At 66.4% G+C, this 19,340-nt stretch carries 21 protein-coding genes; 8 read left to right on the forward strand and 13 right to left on the reverse strand.

The genetic code is table 11. The features are described 5' to 3' along the window. Positions 1-67: 67 nt before the first annotated feature. From ABIE41_RS00190 to ABIE41_RS00200, 3 genes are read right to left on the reverse strand one after another with little or no spacing between them, the layout of a single operon-like run. Positions 68-850, reverse strand: a complete 783-nt coding sequence (locus ABIE41_RS00190; protein WP_192645245.1) for an ABC transporter ATP-binding protein — start codon at positions 848-850, stop codon at positions 68-70. 11 nt (positions 851-861) lie between these two features. Further along, positions 862-1,695, reverse strand: coding sequence for an ABC transporter permease (locus tag ABIE41_RS00195; protein ID WP_192645244.1), 834 nt, complete (start codon positions 1,693-1,695; stop codon positions 862-864). A gap of 17 nt (positions 1,696-1,712) precedes the next feature. Beyond that, complete coding sequence (locus ABIE41_RS00200; protein ID WP_192645243.1) at positions 1,713-2,678, reverse strand: aliphatic sulfonate ABC transporter substrate-binding protein; 966 nt, start codon at positions 2,676-2,678, stop codon at positions 1,713-1,715. A gap of 348 nt (positions 2,679-3,026) precedes the next feature. Between ABIE41_RS00200 and ABIE41_RS00205 the strand changes: the two genes are divergently transcribed. The 3 genes from ABIE41_RS00205 to ABIE41_RS00215 all read left to right on the forward strand — a co-directional run bounded on the left by ABIE41_RS00205 (position 3,027) and on the right by ABIE41_RS00215 (position 7,079). Further along, positions 3,027-5,771, forward strand: a complete 2,745-nt coding sequence (locus ABIE41_RS00205; protein ID WP_192645275.1) for a [protein-PII] uridylyltransferase — start codon at positions 3,027-3,029, stop codon at positions 5,769-5,771. Between the two features lie 90 nt (positions 5,772-5,861). Next, positions 5,862-6,467, forward strand: coding sequence for a nucleotide exchange factor GrpE (gene grpE / locus ABIE41_RS00210; RefSeq protein ID WP_192645242.1), 606 nt, complete (start codon positions 5,862-5,864; stop codon positions 6,465-6,467). Positions 6,468-6,470: 3 nt separating this feature from the next. Beyond that, a complete protein-coding gene (locus ABIE41_RS00215; RefSeq protein WP_210321122.1) occupies positions 6,471-7,079 on the forward strand; it encodes a trimeric intracellular cation channel family protein in 609 nt (202 codons plus the stop codon). On the opposite strand, the gene ABIE41_RS00220 is transcribed toward ABIE41_RS00215, so the two are convergent. The 5 genes from ABIE41_RS00220 to ABIE41_RS00240 form a co-directional block, all read right to left on the reverse strand. Further along, the gene (locus tag ABIE41_RS00220) at positions 7,080-8,207 is read right to left on the reverse strand and encodes a deaminase (RefSeq protein ID WP_354191469.1); all 1,128 of its coding nucleotides are present in this window, start codon (positions 8,205-8,207) and stop codon (positions 7,080-7,082) included. It lies immediately after the preceding gene. A gap of 45 nt (positions 8,208-8,252) precedes the next feature. Next, positions 8,253-8,618: a hypothetical protein gene (locus ABIE41_RS00225; protein WP_354191471.1), complete on the reverse strand. Its 366-nt coding sequence runs from the start codon at positions 8,616-8,618 to the stop codon at positions 8,253-8,255. Positions 8,619-8,830: 212 nt separating this feature from the next. Beyond that, entirely contained in the window at positions 8,831-9,454 is a 624-nt protein-coding gene (locus ABIE41_RS00230) for an alpha-ketoglutarate-dependent dioxygenase AlkB family protein (RefSeq protein WP_192645241.1), read from the reverse strand. Between the two features lie 12 nt (positions 9,455-9,466). Next, on the reverse strand, positions 9,467-10,273 hold the full coding sequence (gene dapB, locus ABIE41_RS00235) for a 4-hydroxy-tetrahydrodipicolinate reductase (RefSeq protein WP_192645274.1): 807 nt from the start codon (positions 10,271-10,273) through the stop codon (positions 9,467-9,469). A gap of 172 nt (positions 10,274-10,445) precedes the next feature. Further along, entirely contained in the window at positions 10,446-11,441 is a 996-nt protein-coding gene (locus tag ABIE41_RS00240; protein ID WP_192645240.1) for a Tim44 domain-containing protein, read from the reverse strand. Positions 11,442-11,639: 198 nt separating this feature from the next. On the opposite strand from ABIE41_RS00240, the gene ABIE41_RS00245 reads away from it, so the two are divergent. Further along, complete coding sequence (locus ABIE41_RS00245) at positions 11,640-11,963, forward strand: hypothetical protein (RefSeq protein ID WP_192645239.1); 324 nt, start codon at positions 11,640-11,642, stop codon at positions 11,961-11,963. Between the two features lie 341 nt (positions 11,964-12,304). On the opposite strand, the gene ABIE41_RS00250 is transcribed toward ABIE41_RS00245, so the two are convergent. Continuing rightward, entirely contained in the window at positions 12,305-13,549 is a 1,245-nt protein-coding gene (locus ABIE41_RS00250; RefSeq protein ID WP_192645238.1) for an amidase, read from the reverse strand. 1 nt (position 13,550) lies between these two features. Beyond that, positions 13,551-13,778 (reverse strand): DUF2798 domain-containing protein, encoded by a 228-nt coding sequence (locus tag ABIE41_RS00255; protein ID WP_192645237.1) that lies wholly within the window; start codon positions 13,776-13,778, stop codon positions 13,551-13,553. Positions 13,779-13,952: 174 nt separating this feature from the next. Between ABIE41_RS00255 and ABIE41_RS00260 the strand changes: the two genes are divergently transcribed. Then, positions 13,953-14,357: a DUF2306 domain-containing protein gene (locus tag ABIE41_RS00260; protein WP_192645236.1), complete on the forward strand. Its 405-nt coding sequence runs from the start codon at positions 13,953-13,955 to the stop codon at positions 14,355-14,357. Between the two features lie 98 nt (positions 14,358-14,455). Next, complete coding sequence (locus tag ABIE41_RS00265; protein WP_192645235.1) at positions 14,456-15,592, forward strand: extensin-like domain-containing protein; 1,137 nt, start codon at positions 14,456-14,458, stop codon at positions 15,590-15,592. Between the two features lie 10 nt (positions 15,593-15,602). On the opposite strand, the gene mepA is transcribed toward ABIE41_RS00265, so the two are convergent. Next, a complete protein-coding gene (gene mepA, locus ABIE41_RS00270) occupies positions 15,603-16,550 on the reverse strand; it encodes a penicillin-insensitive murein endopeptidase (RefSeq protein WP_192645234.1) in 948 nt (315 codons plus the stop codon). A gap of 140 nt (positions 16,551-16,690) precedes the next feature. On the opposite strand from mepA, the gene ABIE41_RS00275 reads away from it, so the two are divergent. Together ABIE41_RS00275 and ABIE41_RS00280 are read left to right on the forward strand one after the other, a co-directional pair. Beyond that, on the forward strand, positions 16,691-17,677 hold the full coding sequence (locus ABIE41_RS00275) for a Bug family tripartite tricarboxylate transporter substrate binding protein (RefSeq protein WP_192645233.1): 987 nt from the start codon (positions 16,691-16,693) through the stop codon (positions 17,675-17,677). Between the two features lie 102 nt (positions 17,678-17,779). Continuing rightward, positions 17,780-17,953 (forward strand): DUF3309 family protein, encoded by a 174-nt coding sequence (locus tag ABIE41_RS00280; RefSeq protein ID WP_192645232.1) that lies wholly within the window; start codon positions 17,780-17,782, stop codon positions 17,951-17,953. 21 nt (positions 17,954-17,974) lie between these two features. Here the strand turns inward: ABIE41_RS00280 and lhpI are convergent, their stop codons facing one another. Both lhpI and ABIE41_RS00290 read right to left on the reverse strand, forming a co-directional pair. Continuing rightward, complete coding sequence (gene lhpI, locus ABIE41_RS00285) at positions 17,975-18,925, reverse strand: bifunctional Delta(1)-pyrroline-2-carboxylate/Delta(1)-piperideine-2-carboxylate reductase (RefSeq protein ID WP_192645231.1); 951 nt, start codon at positions 18,923-18,925, stop codon at positions 17,975-17,977. After that, positions 18,925-19,263: a LapA family protein gene (locus ABIE41_RS00290; RefSeq protein WP_192645230.1), complete on the reverse strand. Its 339-nt coding sequence runs from the start codon at positions 19,261-19,263 to the stop codon at positions 18,925-18,927. The genes lhpI and ABIE41_RS00290 overlap by 1 nt, the downstream gene beginning before the upstream one ends. Positions 19,264-19,340 lie beyond the last annotated feature (77 nt).

Raw genomic sequence — 19,340 nt, forward strand, 5'->3', positions numbered from 1 at the left:
GGTCGGGATCGCTGATAAAGGCTCTCGCCATCGCAGGCCATCGGAAAGCCGTGCGCCACAGTGCAGCTCACCACCACATCCCCGCGGTCTCGGCGGCCTTCTGCTGGTGCGGGGCCTCATCGCGCAGCGAGCGGTCGAGGCTGCGCAGCACCTCGCGCTTGGCCGCCTCAAAGGCAGGGGAGAGCCGATCGCGCGGGCGGGCGAGCGGGTTGTCGAATTCGTCGAAGATGCGGCCGGGCTTGGGCTGCATCACCACGATCCGGTCCGCCAGCGTCACCGCCTCCTCGACATCATGGGTGACCATGACGACGGTGGGCCGGCTCTCGCCCCACAGGGCAAGGAGATGGCCATGGAGGCTGGCGCGGGTGGTGGCGTCGAGCGCCGAAAAGGGCTCATCCATCAGCAGCAGCTTGGGGCGCGTGACGAGGGCGCGGGCGATGGCGACCCGCTGCTGCTGGCCGCCGGAGAGTTCGCGGGGCCAGCGCCGGTCATGCCCGCCGAGCCCAACCCGAACGAGGGCATTGGTGACCAGCCCCTCGCGCTCGAAGGCCGAGAGATGCGACAGGCCGAAGCCGACATTCTCGGCGACCGAGAGCCAGGGAAAGAGGCGCGGCTCCTGGAAGATCACGCCGACATCGGCACGCGGTTCGGCGATCGCTTCGCCATCGAGCAGGATGCGTCCCGCGCTCGGACGGTCGAGGCCGGCGATCAGCCGCAGCAGCGTGGTCTTGCCGCAGCCGGAGCCGCCGACCAATGCCAGGATCTCGCCTTGCGCGACATCGAGCGTGACGGCCGACAGGGCCTGCGTGCCGTCAGCATAGGTTTTCGACAGGGTCTCGAAGCTCAGCATCGAGGACTTTCTCAGAGTTTGTCGCGGGCCGTGTCCTGCCAGGCGAGAACCGGCCGCGTCAGGGCGACGAGGAGGCTGTCGGCCAGCTTGCCGAGGACAGCGAAGCTGATGATGGCCGCGATGATGGTGTCGGGCCGGCCGAGCTGCTGGCCGTCGACGAGGAGGTAGCCGAGGCCTTCGCTGGCGCCCATGATCTCGGCCGCGACCACGAACATGAAGCCCAGCCCCAGCCCCGAGCGCAGCGCCGTGATCCAGGCCGGCAGGATCGCCGGCAGCAGCACCCGTCGCGTCATCGCCAGCCGCCCGAGCCGGAAGACGCGACCGACCTCGACGATCTTGCGGTCGATGCCCTGGATCGCCGCGGCGACGCCGAGATAGACCGGGAAGAACACGCCGACCGCGATCAGCGCCACTTTCGACGCCTCGAAGATGCCGAGCCAGAGGATGAAGAGCGGCACCCAGGCGATCGAGGGGATGGCGCGCAGGGCCTGCAGCGTCGGGTCGATCAGGCCGCGCACCACCGGAAGCGCCCCGGTGATGGCGCCGAGCAAGGTGCCCATCGCCGCGCCGAGAGCAAACCCGGCTGCGACGCGCCAGAGCGTCGCCGCGGCATGGGTGAAGAGTTCGCCCGAGACGGCCAGCGACCACAGCGTGGCACCGACCACGCTCGGTGGCGGCATCAGGCGCCCATTGGCGAAGCCGGTCCTGACAGCGACCTCCCACAGCACAGCCAGAAGGACCGGCAGCGCGAACCCCGCCAACGCCAGGCCGGACCGACGGGGCCGAGGCCGGGCGGGGCCGCCCTGCTCGCCCAGCCCTGCCGTCTCGATGCCGAGCGCGCTCATCCGATGCCGTTCAGGCGTCAGTTGGTGACGGCAAAGCGGCGGTCGAGCAGATCGTCGACCACAGCCTTCACATTGGTGGTGGCGGGGAGCACGCCCGCCTCCTGCAGCGCGAGCCCAGCCGCGACGATGGTGTCGGCCTGCGCCTGCCCGATCGTGGAATGCGTCAGTTCGGTGCGGGTGAGCTGCCGCTCGATGACCGCGTCGGACAGCTTGGTATAGCCGACCAGCGTCTTCTTCAGCTCGGCCGGGTTGGCGAGCGCATAGGCGCGCGCCTCCTCATAGGCCGCCAGCACCTTGCGCACGAGCGACGGATTGTCCTTGGCAAAGGCTTCGCGAACGTTGAGCACGCCCCAGGTGTTGTCGGCGGCCTTGCGATGGAACAGCCTGGCGCCGCTCTCGACCTCGGCGGCGGCCATCAGCGGGTCGAGACCGGCCCAGGCATCGACATCGCCGCGCTCCAGCGCCAGGCGCCCGTCGGCATGCTGCAGGAGGACGAGCTTGACGTCCTTCTCCGTCAGCTTGGCCTCGGCCAGCGCCCGGACGAGGAAGATGTGAGGATCGGTGCCGCGGGTGACGGCGACGCGCTTGCCCTTGAGGTCCGCGACCTTGGTGATGTCGCTCTTGGCGCCGGTGACGAGCGCCGTCCATTCCGGCCGCGAATAGACATAGATCGACTTGATCGGGTTGCCGTTGATCTTGCCGATCAGCGCGGCGGCGCCGGCGGTCGAGCCGAAGTCGAGCGAGCCGGCGTTGAGGAACTCCAGCGCCTTGTTGGAGCCGGCGGACTGAACCCAGCGCACGGTGATGCCGTCGGCGGCCAGCGCCTTTTCGAGGATGCCGCTGTCCTTCAGCACGAGGCTGACGGGATTATAGGTCGCGAAATCGATGCGGATTTCCTTCGGCGCTTGGGCGAAGGTCTGTCCGGCGGAAAGAACGAAGGAGGCGGCGAGGCCAGCCAGGGCGATACGGCGGGAAATGGTCATACTCGGTCCTTTCGATGCGCGAAGGGACCGAGCGACAGGTTGGCGCCCATGCCCCACGCTTTAGCTGCACTTGTTTCGCGCCCGCAAGCTGGTGGCTCAAATCGGCGCGTATCCGCCTTGTAGGTCCATTCGTTCTGTATGTCAAACAGGACATCGTGGAACGTTGATTAGATAATTTCACGTTCGAAGACCGCTATTTAAACTTCTTTGCGAATCTCGTCCCCATGGTAACCAGCACAAACGGCCCAGCGCCGCGCACCCCAGCAAGCGAGGTTAGGGCTGGTGTCATCCTCTGCCGATCAGCCGGCTCTCGAACTCGACGCCGTTCTCGCCAATCCGCGACGTGCCATGGCTCCGCTGCTGGCCGATGTGGCCGCTGCGCCCTCGGCGCAGGCGCGCCCCGCCCTCGTCGCGGCCCTGCGCGGCGTCCTCGACCAGGGGCTCGATTCCGCCCGCGGCCTGCTGCAGCGCCCGCGACATGGGTTGATCTGCGCCCAGCATCTCTCGGCCGTAATGGATGGCATCGTCGGCTGCCTCCATGTGGCGGCGACCGAGCTGTTCTACCCCGCGCAGAATCCGTCCCAGTCCGAGCGCATCGCCGTCGTGGCCGTGGGCGGCTATGGCCGCGGCACACTCGCGCCGGGATCTGATGTCGATCTGCTCTTCCTGTTCCCGCACAAGCAGACGGCCTGGGGCGAGAGCGTCGTCGAGGCGATGCTCTATCCGCTCTGGGACCTGAAGCTGAAGGTCGGCCACTCGGTCCGCTCGCTCGACGATTGCGTGCGCGAGGCGCGCGCCGACATGACCATCCGCACGGCGATGCTGGAAGCACGCTTCGTGGCGGGCGACGTGCTGCTGTTCCACGATTTGGTACGGCGCTTCGGCGGCGAGGTCGTCGAGGGCACGGCCCCGGCCTTCACCGAGGCGAAGCTGCAGGAGCGCGAGACGCGCGTCCGCCGCGCCGGCACCTCGCGCTACCTGGTCGAGCCCAACGTCAAGGACGGCAAGGGCGGCCTGCGCGATCTCAACACGCTGTTCTGGATCGCCAAATACGCCTACCGCGTCAACGATGCGCGCGAGCTCGTGGCAGCCGGGCTGTTCGACCGCAAGGAACTGCTGATGTTCCAGCGCTCGGAGGAGTTTCTCTGGCGTGTGCGCTGCTGGATGCATTTCATCACCGGCCGCGCCGAGGAGCGCCTGTCCTTCGATCTGCAGCGACAGGTCGCGGCAGCGATCGGCTATGCCGGGCGCAGCGGCCAGGCGCCGGTCGAACGCTTCATGAAGGCCTATTTCCTCGTCGCCAAGGATGTCGGCGACCTGACCGCAATCGTCTGCGCCGCGCTCGAGGCACGGCAGCAGAAGCCGCGCGCATCGCTCTCGCGCCTGCTCGGCTCGTTTGCCAAGCGCAAGCGCGTACGGGCGCTGGGCCATCCCGATTTCACGCTGAAGAGCCAGCGCCTGAATGTCGTCGATCCCGACGCCTTCCGGCGCGACCCGGTCAATCTGCTGCGGCTCTATGAGATCGCCAGCCGCGATGATCTCGCGATCCATCCCGATGCGAGCCGGCTGGTGACACAGTCGCTGCGGCTGGTGACGCCGCAACTGCGCAACGACCCCGAGGCGAACCGCATCTTCCTGGAGATCCTGACGGCACGGCGCTCGCCCGAAGCGGTGCTGCGGCGGATGAACGAATCCGGGCTCCTCGGCAAGTTCGTGCCGGATTTCGGCCGCGTCGTCGCGATGATGCAGTTCAACATGTATCATCACTATACGGTCGACGAGCATCTCATTCGCAGCATCGGCGTCCTCGCCGAGATCGACGCGGGCGTGCTGGAATCCGAGCACCCCCTCGCCAATGGCATCATGCCTACGGTCACCAATCGCCGCGCGCTCTATGTCGCGCTGTTCCTGCACGACGTCGCCAAGGGTCGGCTCGAGGATCATTCGGTGGCCGGCGCGCGCATTGCCCGCAAGCTGGGGCCGCGGCTGGGCCTCACCGACGGTCAGACGGAAACGGTCGCCTGGCTCGTCGAGCACCATCTCGACATGTCGACCGTGGCGCAGAGCCGCGATCTGGGCGACCCCAAGACGATCGAGAACTTCGCGGCGACGGTGCAGACGCTGGAGCGGCTGAAGCTCCTGCTCGTGCTGACGGTGGCCGACATCAAGGCCGTCGGCCCCGGCGTCTGGAACGGCTGGAAGGGCCAGCTCCTGCGCACGCTCTATTACGAGACCGAGATCATGCTCGCCGGCGGCCATTCCGCGATCGAGCGCAAGGCGCGCGTCGAGAAAAAGCAGGATGCCCTCAAGGAGCGGCTCTCGGACTGGGGCGACGCCGCACGCGACGCCTATCTCGCCCGGCACTACCCGGCCTACTGGATCAAGACCGATGTCGGCCGGCAGGAGAAGCATGCCCGCTTCATGACCCGCGCGGAGGCCGAAGGGCGCACCACCGCGACGCTGGTCGAGACCGACCAGTTCCGCGGCGTGACCGAACTCACCATCCTCGCGCCCGACCATCCACGGCTGCTCGCCATCGTCACCGGCGCCTGCGCGGCATCGGGCGGCAACATCGTCGACGCCCAGATCTTCACCACCACCGACGGGCTCGTGCTCGACACGATCTCGGTTTCGCGCGCCTTCGACCGCGACGACGACGAGTTGCGCCGTGCAGAGCGGATCGCGGCTGCGATCGAGCGGGCCCTGAAGGGGGAGATCAAGATCGCCGATCTCGTCGCGCAGCGCCGGGCGCCGCCGCCACGCGGCCAGACCTTCCAGGTCGCGCCCGAGGTCATCATCGACAACGTGCTCTCGGCCCGCCACACGGTGCTGGAGATCGCGGGGCTCGACCGGCCGGGCCTGCTCTACGACCTGACCACCGCGATCGGGAAGCTCAACCTCAACATCGCATCCGCCCATATCGCGACATTCGGCGAGAAGGCGGTCGACGTTTTCTATGTCACCGACCTGACCAATGCGAAGATCGTCTCGACCGCGCGGCAGCTCTCCATCCGCAAGGCGCTGCTCGAGGTGTTCGAGCCCGAGGGAGAGAAGGCAGTGGCGACGCGGGCGCGGGCACCGGCCCGCGCTTGATTTAAGGCCCGACAAGCCCGATATCGGCCACGAACGCCGACGGCACGCCCGATCGCCGACGGCCATGATTTGCGAGAGTTGGAACACGCCATGACGCAGAACCCTGCGACGGACAATCCGAACGCCGAGCCCGCCGTTGACGAGACCGCGACGCTGTCGCCCGAGGAGATCATCCAGGCGAATTTTGCGAAGATCGAGGCCGAGCGCGACGATCTCAAGGACAAGCTGCTGCGGACGCTCGCCGACATGGAAAACCTTCGCCGCCGCACCGAGCGCGAGATCGGCGACGCCAAGACCTATGCCGTGACGAGCTTCGCCCGCGACATGCTGGGTGCGGCGGACAATCTGCGCCGCGCGCTCGAGAGCCTGCCGGACACCGCGCGTTCCACCGAGGAGCCCGCTCTCAAGGCCCTGATCGAGGGCGTCGATCTGACCGAGCGCGATCTCCTGAAGACGCTGGAACGCCATGGCGTTCGCAAGATCGACCCGCTTGGCGAGAAGTTCGACCCGAATATGCATCAGGCGATGTTCGAAGCGCCCGATCCCGAGGTCGCCAAGGGGCTCGTCTCGAAGGTCGTGCAGTCCGGGTACAAGATCGGCGAGCGCGTGCTGCGCCCGGCCCTGGTCGGCATCTCCGCCGGCGGACCGAAGCCGCAGGCGACCGAGGGCGGCGACCCCACCCCGACTGCGCACTGATCCGTGATCGAGGCCGCCGGCGTCGCCGTCTTCGCGCTGACCGGCGCCCTCGTCGCAGCCCGCAAGGGCATGGACCCGTTTGGCTTCATCCTCCTCGCCACCGTCACGGGTGTCGGCGGGGGCACGCTGCGGGACCTGCTGCTGGGCCGCCCCGTCGCCTGGGTCGAGGCGCCGCTGAGCGTCATCCTCTGCACCGCCGTCGCCCTAGTGGCATGGGCGATCGCCTATTTCCGCCCCGGCCGCATGGACAGCTGGAGTGCCAAGCGCCTGCTGATCTGGGCCGACGCGGCGGGGCTAGCGCTTTTTGCCGTCTCCGGCACGCAGAAGGCGCTGGCGGCGGGCGTACCGCCGCTTTCGGCCGTGGCGCTCGGAGCGGTCACCGCCTCCTTCGGCGGTATCCTGCGCGACATTCTGGCGGGCGACCGCGCCATGGTGCTGTGGAGCCGGGATTTCTATGTCACCGCAGCCGCCGCGGGCGCCGGTGCCACCGCAGTGCTGACGACGCTAGGCTTCAGCGCTCCCGTCGTCATGCTCGGTGGGTTGGCCGCGGGATTCGGCCTGCGCGCGGGCTCGATCCTGCTGGGCTGGTCGTTTCCGAGCCTGCCTGAATGATCAGTCCGCGCGCAATGATTTTGGCAACACAATCCTCTTCAGCGCCTCATTGCTTATTGACGCCTCTATGTTTCTAAGAACAAAATTCTCCAAGGCAAAATAAAATGGTAGCTTTATAATATTTATCGGCCTCGCGTATCCTTCTTTCCACTTTTTAAACTTACCTTTTTCGTCTTTTCTTTTGCCTCTTTTAAATATTTCACCATATCGACGCGGCGTTATGCCTGAAAAATGTAAAAATCTAACTGCAGGAAAATTGGAATATTTTCCCCTCCCAATTCCTTCGACTTGGACTGAATCGCCATGCAGCGTAGCAGCAAGACTCTTCGGATAAGGCTCAAGAAAACAGACGTCCTTTATACCAGATGCTATAATGTGTTTTGCGCACATATGACAAGGAAAAGTCGTACAAAATAGTGTGGCATCCCTCACCGACCTGCCAAGTCTTGCGGCGTCGCTTATCGCTCCCATTTCAGCATGTACAATTCGACCATACTCTAACGCCCCCATCAAGGCGCTCTCAGATATGGATTTCAACTTTACCGGATCTATATCTTCGCTTCTGACGCCCAATATATCAAGAAGCTCATTAAGTATCGCTTCTTTTTGTTTATCGTTAGAATCAACTTTCCTTTTATATTCACGGTCATCAAATTTACTGTCTTCCCAATATGTACCTCCACCCGCTTTTGGAACTTCGTTAGACCCTAGGGTGATGATCTCAGAATCGGGTGAAAGAATCGCAGCCCCCACTTGCCGCGATAGATCAATTGTACGTAACGCCGCCGCTTGGGCAAGAAACATCCCGTATTCAACGCGGGTGGGGGATATATCATTTGCACCAAATACGAGATCGACGAATCTCCCAACCTGCTTCTCTACAGTGACATCAGAGTCTTCATTTACAATAAAATCCGCCTCGTGGAATATTTTTGAAACTCTCTGCCCATGCCGATCAACAATTTCGTTCTCATCAACGCACACTAGATTTTCTGCGAAAGCCCTGTAAGGCCCGCTATCCCCCGAAGCGTCAGCAGCGGCAAATTGCGTTGCGAGATTATCAACCCTTACCGATCTTCGATTGTAGACCGATATTTGGAAAAACAGCTTTCCATAAATGTTTCTCAATAATTCTATTTCTTCTGATCTCTTGAATTGAAAAAGTATATAAGCTTATTTCTGAGGCACCGATTTCCGGAATTTTTTTAGCCTTCGCACGCAAATTTCAGCAACAGCGAGTTCTGCTAATATTGAATCGCGATCAAAATCGCTTCGCAGTTGATTTCCGTACTTAATATAAGTTTCGTACCGCCGATGTTCAGGAGATTTCTCCAAAGGAACCTGGGGTTTGATGTTGTTTTTCAGCTTATCGAAAAAATCAGATATCTTAATAGGCTCTACCTGATAATCGTGCACTTTTAGCTGCTTCGTCAGCGCCTCGATAGAGGATTCTAAATTCGCACCTATTGGCGCAACGAAAGCAAAGAGAAGTTCTGGAAACAGCAAATTTCCTTGTTGATCGGCTGTGGCCGTCTTCACCGTTCATTAATCTCCTGTTAGCAATGTCTTGCCACGGGAGGAACAGGCCATGCAGCTGAATGCGAGTCAAGAGGCGCGTCGCACTGAACTTGCGCAACAATATCAAAAACTTGCGACGCTCTACGGCGGAATCGCCAACGAGTGGATTGAGCGTCTGATTCGCTCATCACAAGAAGGTATGCCGTCTACTCGGCCTAGACAGCAGCGGATTATCAAACGACCAACTTCGTCACGCGGCGCAAGGTCAGGTTGATCCGCCCGCCCTGCGGCAGGAGCGCGGACGAGCCCGCGAGGATGCGGTCGATGCCGTGATAGGCGAGCCGCGCCTCGCCGCCGAAGAGCAGCGCATCGCCCGAGGCCAACTTCAGCGAGACCGTTTTGCCGCCGCGCTGCGTGCCGCCGATGCGGAAGACTGCGGTGTCGCCGAGCGAGAGCGAGAGCACGGGCGCGTCAAAATCCTGCTCGTCGCGGTCCTGGTGCAGCCCCATCCGCGCATCGGCCGCATAGAAATTGACGAGGCAGGCCTCGGGATCATGCGGATAGCCGGCGAGGTCGCGCCAGGTCTGCATCAGGACATCCGGCATCGGCGGCCAGCGCTCGCCAGTGACCGGATGGTGCGGCTGGTAGCGATAGCCCGTCTCGTCCGAGACCCAGCCGAGCGAACCGCAATTCGTCATGCGGACCGAGAAGGGCTTGCCGGTCTTCGGCATGCGCGGCTGGAAGAAGGGGGCCTTCGTCGCGACCGCACGCAGATCCGCAACGAGCGCAGCCTGGGCCTCAGGCCCGAGATAGCCGGGCCAGTGGACGACGCCGGGCGCGACGGCGAGGCGCGTCATCGCAGCCTCCGCTCAGAGGCTGTCGAGCCCGAGGACATCGGCCATGGAATAGAGGTCGGGCGGGCGCCCGCGCGCCCAGAGAGCAGCCTTGACCGCACCCTGCGCGAACAAACCGCGGTCCTCCGCCACATGGGCAAGTTCGAGCCGTTCGCCCGTGCCAGCAAAAACGACCTTGTGGTCGCCGACGACGGTGCCGCCGCGCAGCGTGGCGAAGCCGATGGTGCCGGGCACGCGGGCCCCGGTGTGTCCGTCGCGCACGGCGACGCGCTGCTGCGCCAGATCGGCCTCGCGGCCTGCGGCGGCCGCCTCGCCGAGCAGCACCGCCGTACCGGAAGGCGCATCGACCTTCATGCGGTGGTGCATCTCGACGATCTCGATGTCCCAGTCCGTCCCCAGCGTGGCCGCGACCTTGCGCACCAGCGCGGCGAGCAGGTTGACGCCGAGGCTCATATTGCCGGAACGGACGATGGCGGTGTCGCGCCCGGCCTCGGCAAGCTTCGTCAGATGCGAGGGTTCGAGACCGGTGGTGCCGACGATGTGGGCGATGCGGGCCTGTGCCGCCAGCGCTGCGAAGGCGACGGTCGCTTCCGGCGTCGTGAAATCAAGGACGCCATCGCCCGCTGCGAACGCCGCCGCCGCATCGTCAGTGATCGGAACGGCATTGGCAGGCAGGCCGGCGAGCAGGCCGGCATCCTGGCCCAGATGTGGCGAGCCGGGCCGCTCGATCGCGGCCGAAAGGACGCAGCCCGGCGCGTCGTGGATGGCGCGCACCAGCATGCGGCCCATGCGGCCGGCTGCTCCGACGACGACGAGACGCATGTCCGACATCACGTGAATCTCCAAAGGCAGGTCATTGGGCTCCGTAGCGGCACGCACCGCCCGATCGCACGAGTCCGCCTATAGGACGGATCCGGCGGGTGCGACACCCGAAACCGCACAACGAAAAACGGCCCGGGTCGCCCCGGCCGTTCGGATTGCAGATGCGGATGGCTCAGGCGGCCTGCTGGATCGCCGAGAGCTTCCACGGGCCGCCGCGCGAGCGCACGAAGGTCCAGTATTCGCTGACCTCCTGCGGGACGGTGGCGCTGCCTTCCATGACCTTGCCGCTGGCGCGCTCATAGAGCGCGTTGATGAGGCTGAAGCGCATGGCGACGGTGGCGTAATCGAAGCCCGACTCATTCCAGGCCTCCGACAGGTCGCCCTGCAGCAGCTTCACGTCGGAGACGCGGTCGACCAGACCCTTGCGGCCATTGGCCGTCAGGTCGTCGTCGAAATAGCCGAACATCTCAGCCGTGACGCGATCGCGCAGGCCCTGCTCGTCCTCGTTCGAATAGGCAGTGTTGATCTCGCCCAGAAGACGCTCAAAGTCGTTGAAGTCCTGACCCGTCAGCTCGATCGGGGTCGTCTGCGCAGCGGCGGGGGCCGCCGCGGCGCCAAGGCCGCCCGCCATGGCGCCAACCGGCGCCGCCGGACGCGGCTGGGGCTGCATCGCGTCACGCGAAAGCGGCGCGCCAGCGGTGGCGAGCTGCGGCTCCGAGCGGCGACGGAAGAAGCGCATCGCCAGCCAGATCGCGCCGCCGATCAAGGCAAGCTGGAGCAGGAAGCCGAAAACGCCAGCGAGCGACGCGAGGCCGCTGAAGAAGCCGGAACCCGAGAGCAGGCCGAACAGGCCGGCGCCGAGCAGGCCAGCGCCGAGGCCCATCATCAGGTTGCGGGCCATCGAGGGCCGCGCGGCCTGCGCGGCAGCGGCGGCTGCACCGGCCGCCGGGGCGGCCTGCGTCGGCGACGGCTGTGCGCTGCGCTGGAAAGGCTGAGCGCCATTGGGCGTGGTGTCGGTGCGCGTGGGCGCCGCTTCGGTCCGGGAGCCGCGGCTCCCGACTCCACCCTTGCCGCCCGGGCGTGCTTCGGCCAGCACGGGCACGAGGAGCAGAGCACCAGCGAGTACGGCGACGACACGACCACGACGGGCGAGCGAGATCAGAGACATGGTTCCTCCCGGAGCCCCCCTTGGGCTCTCTTCGTGCGAATATGGGGCATGCGTTCCGGTTCTGCAAGACGCTCGCGACTAAGCGCCTGCGACTACACAATAATATGAAACTATAACAACGCTGGGCTGCCGGCCCCGGTCGTGATAGACTGCCGTTAATGCCGCTGCAGACGACCTTTCGTTTCGCAGGAGCGAGATATGACTGCCTTTGTCACCGGGCCGCCCGCGACAACACGCAGATCCTGCGGGATTTCCCTAACGTCGCGCGTGTTTTTCATCGCTGCGACGCTGGCCTGTTTCCCGCTCGCCGCCGCGGCCGCCGAACCGGCAATCCCTCTCGATCCGCCCCGCCACGCCCAGGCGCCCGAACCGCTCTGCTTTTGCTGGAACGACGGGCGCAAGATCGCCGAGGGAAGCGCGGCCTGCATCCGCACCACGCAGGGCCGCCGCATGGCGCTGTGCGGGCGCGTCATCAACATGATGTCCTGGCAGGTGACGGAGAACCCCTGTCCCGAAAGCTGAGCCCGGCTCCGCGCCATCGGCACCCGGCCCGGAAATGGCAGCGCCGCCGGGACAATGCCCCGGCGGCGCGCCTTTAGCCCAATGGTCTTAGCGACTCGAGACTGACGTCGTCAGAACGCACCCAGCACGATCAGCATCATGAAGGCGAAGGCCGCCCCCATGATCAGACGGTCGAGACGTAGCGTGAGGCTCATCACACCCTCCTGTGTCATTGACCTGACACAACGCTAGCAGAACTGGCGGCGACTGCAAGAGGGCGACACGGTGTCAGGATGGCGGCGAAGCCAAGAGTATCCTTAAATGTCGGTTAAAGCATTGAATAGTCTTGGGGGTGATCTGGGCTAAGCAGCCTGCGCCACAAGCTTTTCGATCGCCTTCGCCACCGCGACGACCTGCTCGTCCCGCCCGAAACCCGCGATGACCTGGATACCGGTCGGCAGACCGCGGGGTCCACGAGCGACCGGCACGGTGGCGCAGGGCACGCCCAGCAGCGTCCAGAGCCGGTTGAAGCGCGAGTCGCCGGTCGAGTCGCGCGTGTCGGGCGCCTCTCCGGGGGCCGCGAAGGTCGCGACGACATCGACCTCGGCGAAGAAGGCGCGGGCGGCGTCGCGGCCGCGGCGGGAGCGCCGCCGCGCCTCGTCGTATTGAGCGGGCGTCACGGCACGCGCCGTGTCGAGATAGGCGCGCAGCTTCGGCGGCAGCGCCTCGCGGTGATGCGCGTATTCCCAGGCCAGCGCCTGCGTCGCCTCGTAATCCTGCAGCGGCCCATGAGCATGGAACGCCTCGGCCAGCGCCACCGACCCCTCATGCGGTACGAGGATCGCCCCCGCCGCCGCAGCCAGCTCCCGGAAGCGCTCCAGAGCCGCCGCGGAGGCGGGCTCCGGGGCGCCGGCATAATCCTGCAGATGAAGCCCGATCCGCAGGCCGGCCAGCGTTGCCGCCGGGGCGTCGAGTTCCGGGCGGCCGGTGATGGCCGCCAGGGCGAGCCCGGCATCGTCGGCAGTGGCGGCCATCAGCCCGAGCGTATCGAGCGACCAAGAGAAGGGCTTTACGCCTACGGTCGGCAGCAGCGCATAGGAGGGCTTGATCCCCGCGACACCACAATAGGAGGCCGGCCGGATGACGGAGCCGCCCGTCTGCGTCCCGATCGCGAGCGGGATCATCCCGGCCGCGACGGCGGCGGCCGAGCCGGCCGAGGATCCGCCGGGGCTCGCTGCAGAATCATGCGGGTTGAAGGTCGGGGCGGGGTCGAGAAAGGCGAAGGCGGTGGTGTGCGTCTTGCCGGCGACGGTGGCGCCGGCGGCCTTCAGCGCCATGACGATCGGCGCATCGGCCCGCGGGCGCCAACCGGCATAGATCGACGAGCCCATCATCGTCGGCAGTTCGGCCGTATCGATGATGTCCTTCACGCCGCAGGCGATGCCGGCCAGCGGTCCAGCTCCCGGCGTCAGGCTCTCCGGCCGGCTGGCGAAGGCTTGGATGCGAGGCTCGTGCTCGGCGATCAGCGCCGCGTTCCGGTCCAGCGCCTCCTTCGGGCTGGTCTCGCCGCGGGCGATGCGGCCAAGGGTGTCGAGCAGGCTCTGCATGTCACTCTCCGATGACGCGGATGACGAGGCCCGTCGCGCGGCGCGCGACCGGAATGGCGATGAAAGCGGTGGCCGCCGCGCAGGGCCAGGCGACGGCGAAGGCCGCGAGCCAGTGGCGCACGAAATCGGCCGGCAGACCCAGATTCAGCCAGGTGACCAGCGCGGTCATCAGGAAAGCCATGATGCCGGCCATCAGCACCGGAAAGATGAAACGTGCCTTGCCCGTCATCGGCCGATCTCCTGCGAGGTTATGACCGGGCTGTGTCGCACGGGGCTGCCGCACAGGCCAGTGACGTGACGACATGAGGCCTCGCCGTTCCGACATCGCTGGCGGCCTCCTGTCGTCTTGACGCTGGCTCGGCGTCCGCTCATGTTAATGCGATTAACATCGAGACGATCCGCGATGCCCTCCCTTGCTCCCCTCGCCGCCGCGTCGCCGGTCATCCAGATTCATGTCGCCGGTGCGATCGCTGCGCTTGCCGCCGGCGCCGCCGTCGCGCTGCTTCCGAAGGGCACGCCGCTGCACCGGCGCATCGGTTGGGTCTTCGTCCCGGCGATGGGCCTCGTCGCCCTGAGCTCGCTGCTGATCGCCCGAAGCGGCCATTACAGCGCGATCCATCTGCTGACACTCCTGACGCTGGTCAGCCTGCCCTATGCGGTGCTGTCGCGCCGGCGCGGCAACATCGCGGCGCATCGCTCCGCGATGATCGGTCTCCTGCTGGGCCTCGTGATCGCCGGTGCCTTCACGCTGCTGCCGGGCCGGCTGATGCACGCGGTCGCCTTCGGGCAGGTGGTCGCGGCCCGTTAAGGCGCGGTTAACCGCTCCGGCAAAGTTCATGAAGCTGTGTCGCGCCGGGCTCACCCGGTTGAGAAACCGTTCACGAAACGGGTCGCAATTGATCGGTCATGCGACGCGTTCACCTCGCCCTCATTGCTCTCGGCCTGCTCGGAACCGGGCTCGCCGGCTGCGGCAAATTCCAGAAGCCGCAGCGCGCGGCCTGGCGGGACCAGGCCGAGGCCGCCTGCCTGGCCTCGCGCCAGGTGCAGCTCTCGGCCTATGTCAGCCTGCGCGAGAAGCCGATCGACGGCCCCGGCACCTGCGGGATGGAGAGGCCGCTCAAGGTCTCCGCCTTCGCGGACGGCGGCATCGGTCTGACCAGCAATGCGACCCTCGCCTGCCCCGTTGTCGCGACCACCGACAAATGGCTTGCCGAGGTCGTGCAGCCCGCCGCGCAGAACGTGCTCGGCGCGCAGGTCATCGAGATCCGCGCGGGCTCCTATTCCTGCCGCGCGATGAACAACGGCACCGGGACCAGCCGCACCTCCGAGCACGCCTATGGCAACGCCGTGGATGTGTTCTCCTTCCGCCTGAACGACGGCCGCACCGTCACGGTCAAGGATGGCTGGCGCGGCTCGCCCGAGGAGCAGAACTTCCTGCGCGAGATCTTCGTCGGCGCCTGCGAGCATTTCTCGACCGTGCTCGGCCCGGGCGCGGACATGTTCCACTACGACCATTTCCACATCGACCTGGCCCGGCACTCCAAGGGGCGCCACATCTGCAAGCCGGTGATCAAGTACACGCCGAACTACAACCTGCCGCCGCCCGATCCGGCACGGCCCTATTCCTCGGCCCAGCCGAACCTGCGCGACAGCGCGCCGGCCATGGTTGCGGGCGGTGCCCTGCTGCGCCAGCCGGCCGGTGGCCTGCGCCCGCCGGGGGCGGTGTCGTCGGGCGGTTATCCGGTCGCCAGCCATCAGGGACAGGGGCTGGACGCCCAGCGCCGCTTCCTCGAGGAATACGACAACAAGCCGCTCAATCCGCCGCGTTCCAACCGCACGAACGGAGCGCAGGGGCTGCCGAGCGAGCAGCGTGGCCCTCTCATGCTGCCGGGCTCGGTGCCGCCGACGGAAGAGGTCGTGATCGGCGACGACGAGGGCACGGGCGTGGTCGATCAGGAGGGTTACGATCAGGCCCAGCCGCTGATCTCGCCGCAGCGCGATCCCTTCGCCTACAGCTCCGGGCGCACGACGCCGCGGCGCTGAACGAAAGCACTCAGCGCGAAACCAGCACCTGGCGGCATTCGGCCGGCAGGTCGTCCAGCGACATCGGCGGCTTGGGCTTCGGCGCAGGCCCGGTGCGCGGCGGCTTGGGCGGCGCGAAGATCGCAGCGCGCTGACGCTCGATCCAGTCCGTGAGCTCCTGCCCGCAGCCATCGCCGAAATTCGGCGGCTCCTGGCCGCTGCAGCTCGCCATGCCCGCCGGACAGCTCATCCGGATGTGGAAATGATAATTGTGCCCCCAGATCGGCCTGACCTTGTTGAGCCAGGTCCGGTCGGCCCCGGCCTCGCGGCAGAGAGCGACCTTGATTGCCGGATTGACGAAGATCCGCTCGACCCGCGGCTCGCTCGCCGCAGTCCTGATCAGGCGGGTATGGGCCGGCGTCCAGTGCTTGGGATCGACATCGCGCCAGTCGGCGCGGGCCATGTTGACGGCGGGCATGTTCTCGCGCGCCTCACGGTCGAGCCGGCCGCGCGGCATCGGCGTCAGCCAGAGATCCGCGTCGAGCCCGATCTGGTGGGAGGCATGGCCGGTCAGCATCGGCCCACCCCGCGGCTGCGAGATGTCGCCGACCAGAAGCCCCGGCCAGCCGGTGATCCGGGGGACCTCGCGAGCGAGATCCTCGAGATACTCGATCAGGACCGGGTGGCCCCAGTTGCGGTTGCGGTTGAGCCGCATCACCTGCCAGCTCGGCCCGTCCACCGGCAAAGCCGTCGCGCCGGCGAGGCAGCCGCGCGCATATGAACCGATGGCGCGGGCCTGCAGGCTGGCCGGCGCCGTCTTCTGGCCGAAAAGCGCGCGCGCCGCATCGGGAAAGGCGGCGATGTTGGCGGCGCGGCGCTTAGCCTCCTCGTCCGCGGTCGATTGCGCACGGGCGACGGCGGGCAGGAGAGCCGCGACGACAAGGCAGGCGGCGGCGATTCGGCGATGGAGACGGGGCATGAGCCAGAGTCGTCCCGATCCGCCGGGCGGGTCAAGCCGCCGACGATTTGCCGATGGACAACCCCCTCGCGAGGCGGCAGCTTCTGACCCAAACAACGGCGGACCCGGAGCGTCCGCCAAGCCTTGGGGGAAGAATACCGATGACGTCATTCTCGATCGACCGCCGCAGCCTGCTCGCCGCGCTGGGCGCCGGCGCGATCACCCTGCCGGGCCAAGGCCTTGCGCAGGCGCCCTGGCCGCAGGGCCGCACCATCAAGCTCGTGGTGCCGTTTCCGCCGGCTGGTGCCACCGACGTGCTCGGCCGCCTCGTCGCCGACAAGCTCGGCCAGAGCTGGGGCATCAATTTCGTGGTCGAGAACCGCGCCGGCGCCGGCGGCAATATCGGCACCGACGTCGTCGCGAAGGCCGAGCCCAATGGCGATACGCTGCTGATCGTCTCCGTCGGCATGGCGACGAACCAGTATCTCTATCCGAAGCTGAACTACGACCCGGCCAAGGATCTGGCGCCGGTCACCATGGTGGCGCTGGTTCCGAACCTGCTGGTCGTGAACAAGGACCTGCCGGTCAAATCGGTGGCCGAGCTCGTCGCCTATGCCAAGGCCAATCCCGGCAAGCTGACCTATGGCTCCTCGGGCGTGGGCACCTCGGTGCATCTCTCGGGCGAGTATTTTCAGAAGCTCACCGGCACCAAGATGGTGCATGTCCCCTATCGCGGCACCGCACAGGCGACGCAGGACCTGATCGGCGGGCGCATCGACCTGATCTTCGACAACATCACCCAGGCGCTGCCGCATGTGCGCGCCGGCTCGATCCGCGGCTTGGGCATCACGACCGCGAAGCGTTCGACGGCCGCCCCGGAATTCGCGCCGATCGCGGAAACCGTGCCGGGCTTCGACGTCTCCTCGTGGTTTGCCCTGTTCGCTCCGGCGAAGACGCCGCAGGCGATCATCGACAAGATCCAGGCCGACACCAAGGCCGGCCTCGCCGACCCGGCCCTTCGCGCCAAGATGGATCAGCTCGCGGCCGAGCCCGTGGGAGGAACGCCGGCCGAACTCGCCGCCTTCCTGCAGTCCGAAATGAAGAAATGGGGCGATCTGATCAAGGAGATCGGCATCAAGGCCGAGTAAGCCGGACCGGCCGGACCCGGGAGGGAACCCGCCTCCCGCCGCGGCGTTGCCTCGGCATCCAGTCGCATCGCCGTCGCGATGCGCCGTCGAAGGGTCCCGGCCATGTCCACGCTCGTCATCGTCCTGCTCGTCATCCTGCTGCTCGGAGGCGGCGGATATTACGGGCACCGGTCCTATGGGACGGCGGGTCTCGGCGGTGTGCTGGGCCTCGTCCTCGTCGTGCTGCTGGTTCTGTGGCTGCTGGGTGCGCTCGGTGGTGCGCCGGTCCGGGTCTGACCCGAACGACCGCGCGCCCTCTCAAAGGGGCGTGCGGTTCTCCCAGACGGCGATCGCGGCCGCGAGATCCTCGAGCGACATTCCGACCGATTTGAACACGGTGATCTCGCCGCCTTCGGCATGGCCGGGCACGCGGCCGTGGCAGATGTCCGCCAGCGTGCCGGCGACCTGGTCAGCCGCATAGTTTCCCTCATCGATCCCGATCGCGACATCGCCGCCCTCGTCGATCGCCTTTTCCGAGTCGACGATGACGCGGGCGCGGTGCAGCGCCTCGGCATCGGCCTCACGCATCTGCATGGTAAAGGCGCCGACCAGATCGAGATGGGCGTCGCGCTTGAGCCAGCGCCCATGGATCAGCGGTTCTGTGGCATTGGTCGCGCAGGAGATGATATCGGCGGTGCGGGCCTCACCTTCCAGATCGGCGACCGCACGAGCCTCGATGCCCTCGGCGACAAGCTGCGCCGCCACGGCCTCGGCGGCTTCCGGCCGCCGTGCCCAGATCGCGATGTCGGTCAGGGGCCGCACCGAGCGATGCGCCTTGATTAGGAAGGGCGCGAGCCCGCCTGCTCCGACCATGAGCATCTTGCTCGCCGTCGGATTGGCGAGGTGGCGCGAAGCCAGGGCCGAGGCTGCAGCCGTCCGCCAGAGGGTGAGACGGGTTCCGTCCATCACCGCCAGAGGCTCGCCGGTGCGGCCATCCATCAGCAGATAGGCGCCCATCACGCCGGGCAGATTGCGCGTGCCGTTGCCGAAGAAGACCGAGACGATCTTGGTGCCGATATAGGGATGCGGCGCCTCGGGCGCGCTCCAGGCCGGCATGATCAGCAAGACGGCCTCTTCCCCGGGCCGCTCGATGCGGTGATGCGCGCGCGGCGGCACCACCGCCTCGCCCCGGAACGCTTCCGCCAACGTGTCGATCAGCGTGGGGAAGCCGAGGGCCGCATCGATCTCGGCCTGTCCGAACAACCGCATCAGCCGCGTCCGTTGGTCAGCGCCGGCAGGGCGGAATCGGGCACGGCGGCGCGCAGCATCTGCGTCTCGGAGCGCAGCGCCTCAGCCTCGCGGCGGTTGCGGCGCGCGGCCTTGCGGTGCTTTCCCTGCGCCATCCAGGCGGCGAAGCCGCCGATCAGCACACCGATCGCCAGCGCCACCAGCACAACGGCGAAGAGCGGGATGTCATAGGCGAATTGAGGCGCGTCCCGGCTGACGGGATCGAAGGACACCCGCACCGGCGCACGGTTGGCGACCGCGAAGAGCACGACTGCCAGCGCGATCGGGACGAGGACGAGGGCCTTGAAGAAGGATTTCATCGCGCTTCCTTTGCGAGGTCGCCGGACCGGCACCGCATCGCCGGGCGACGAAACGGCCCAGGTGCTGCCGACGGGAT

This window comes from Bosea sp. OAE506, from assembly GCF_040546595.1.
Lineage (GTDB): Bacteria > Pseudomonadota > Alphaproteobacteria > Rhizobiales > Beijerinckiaceae > Allobosea.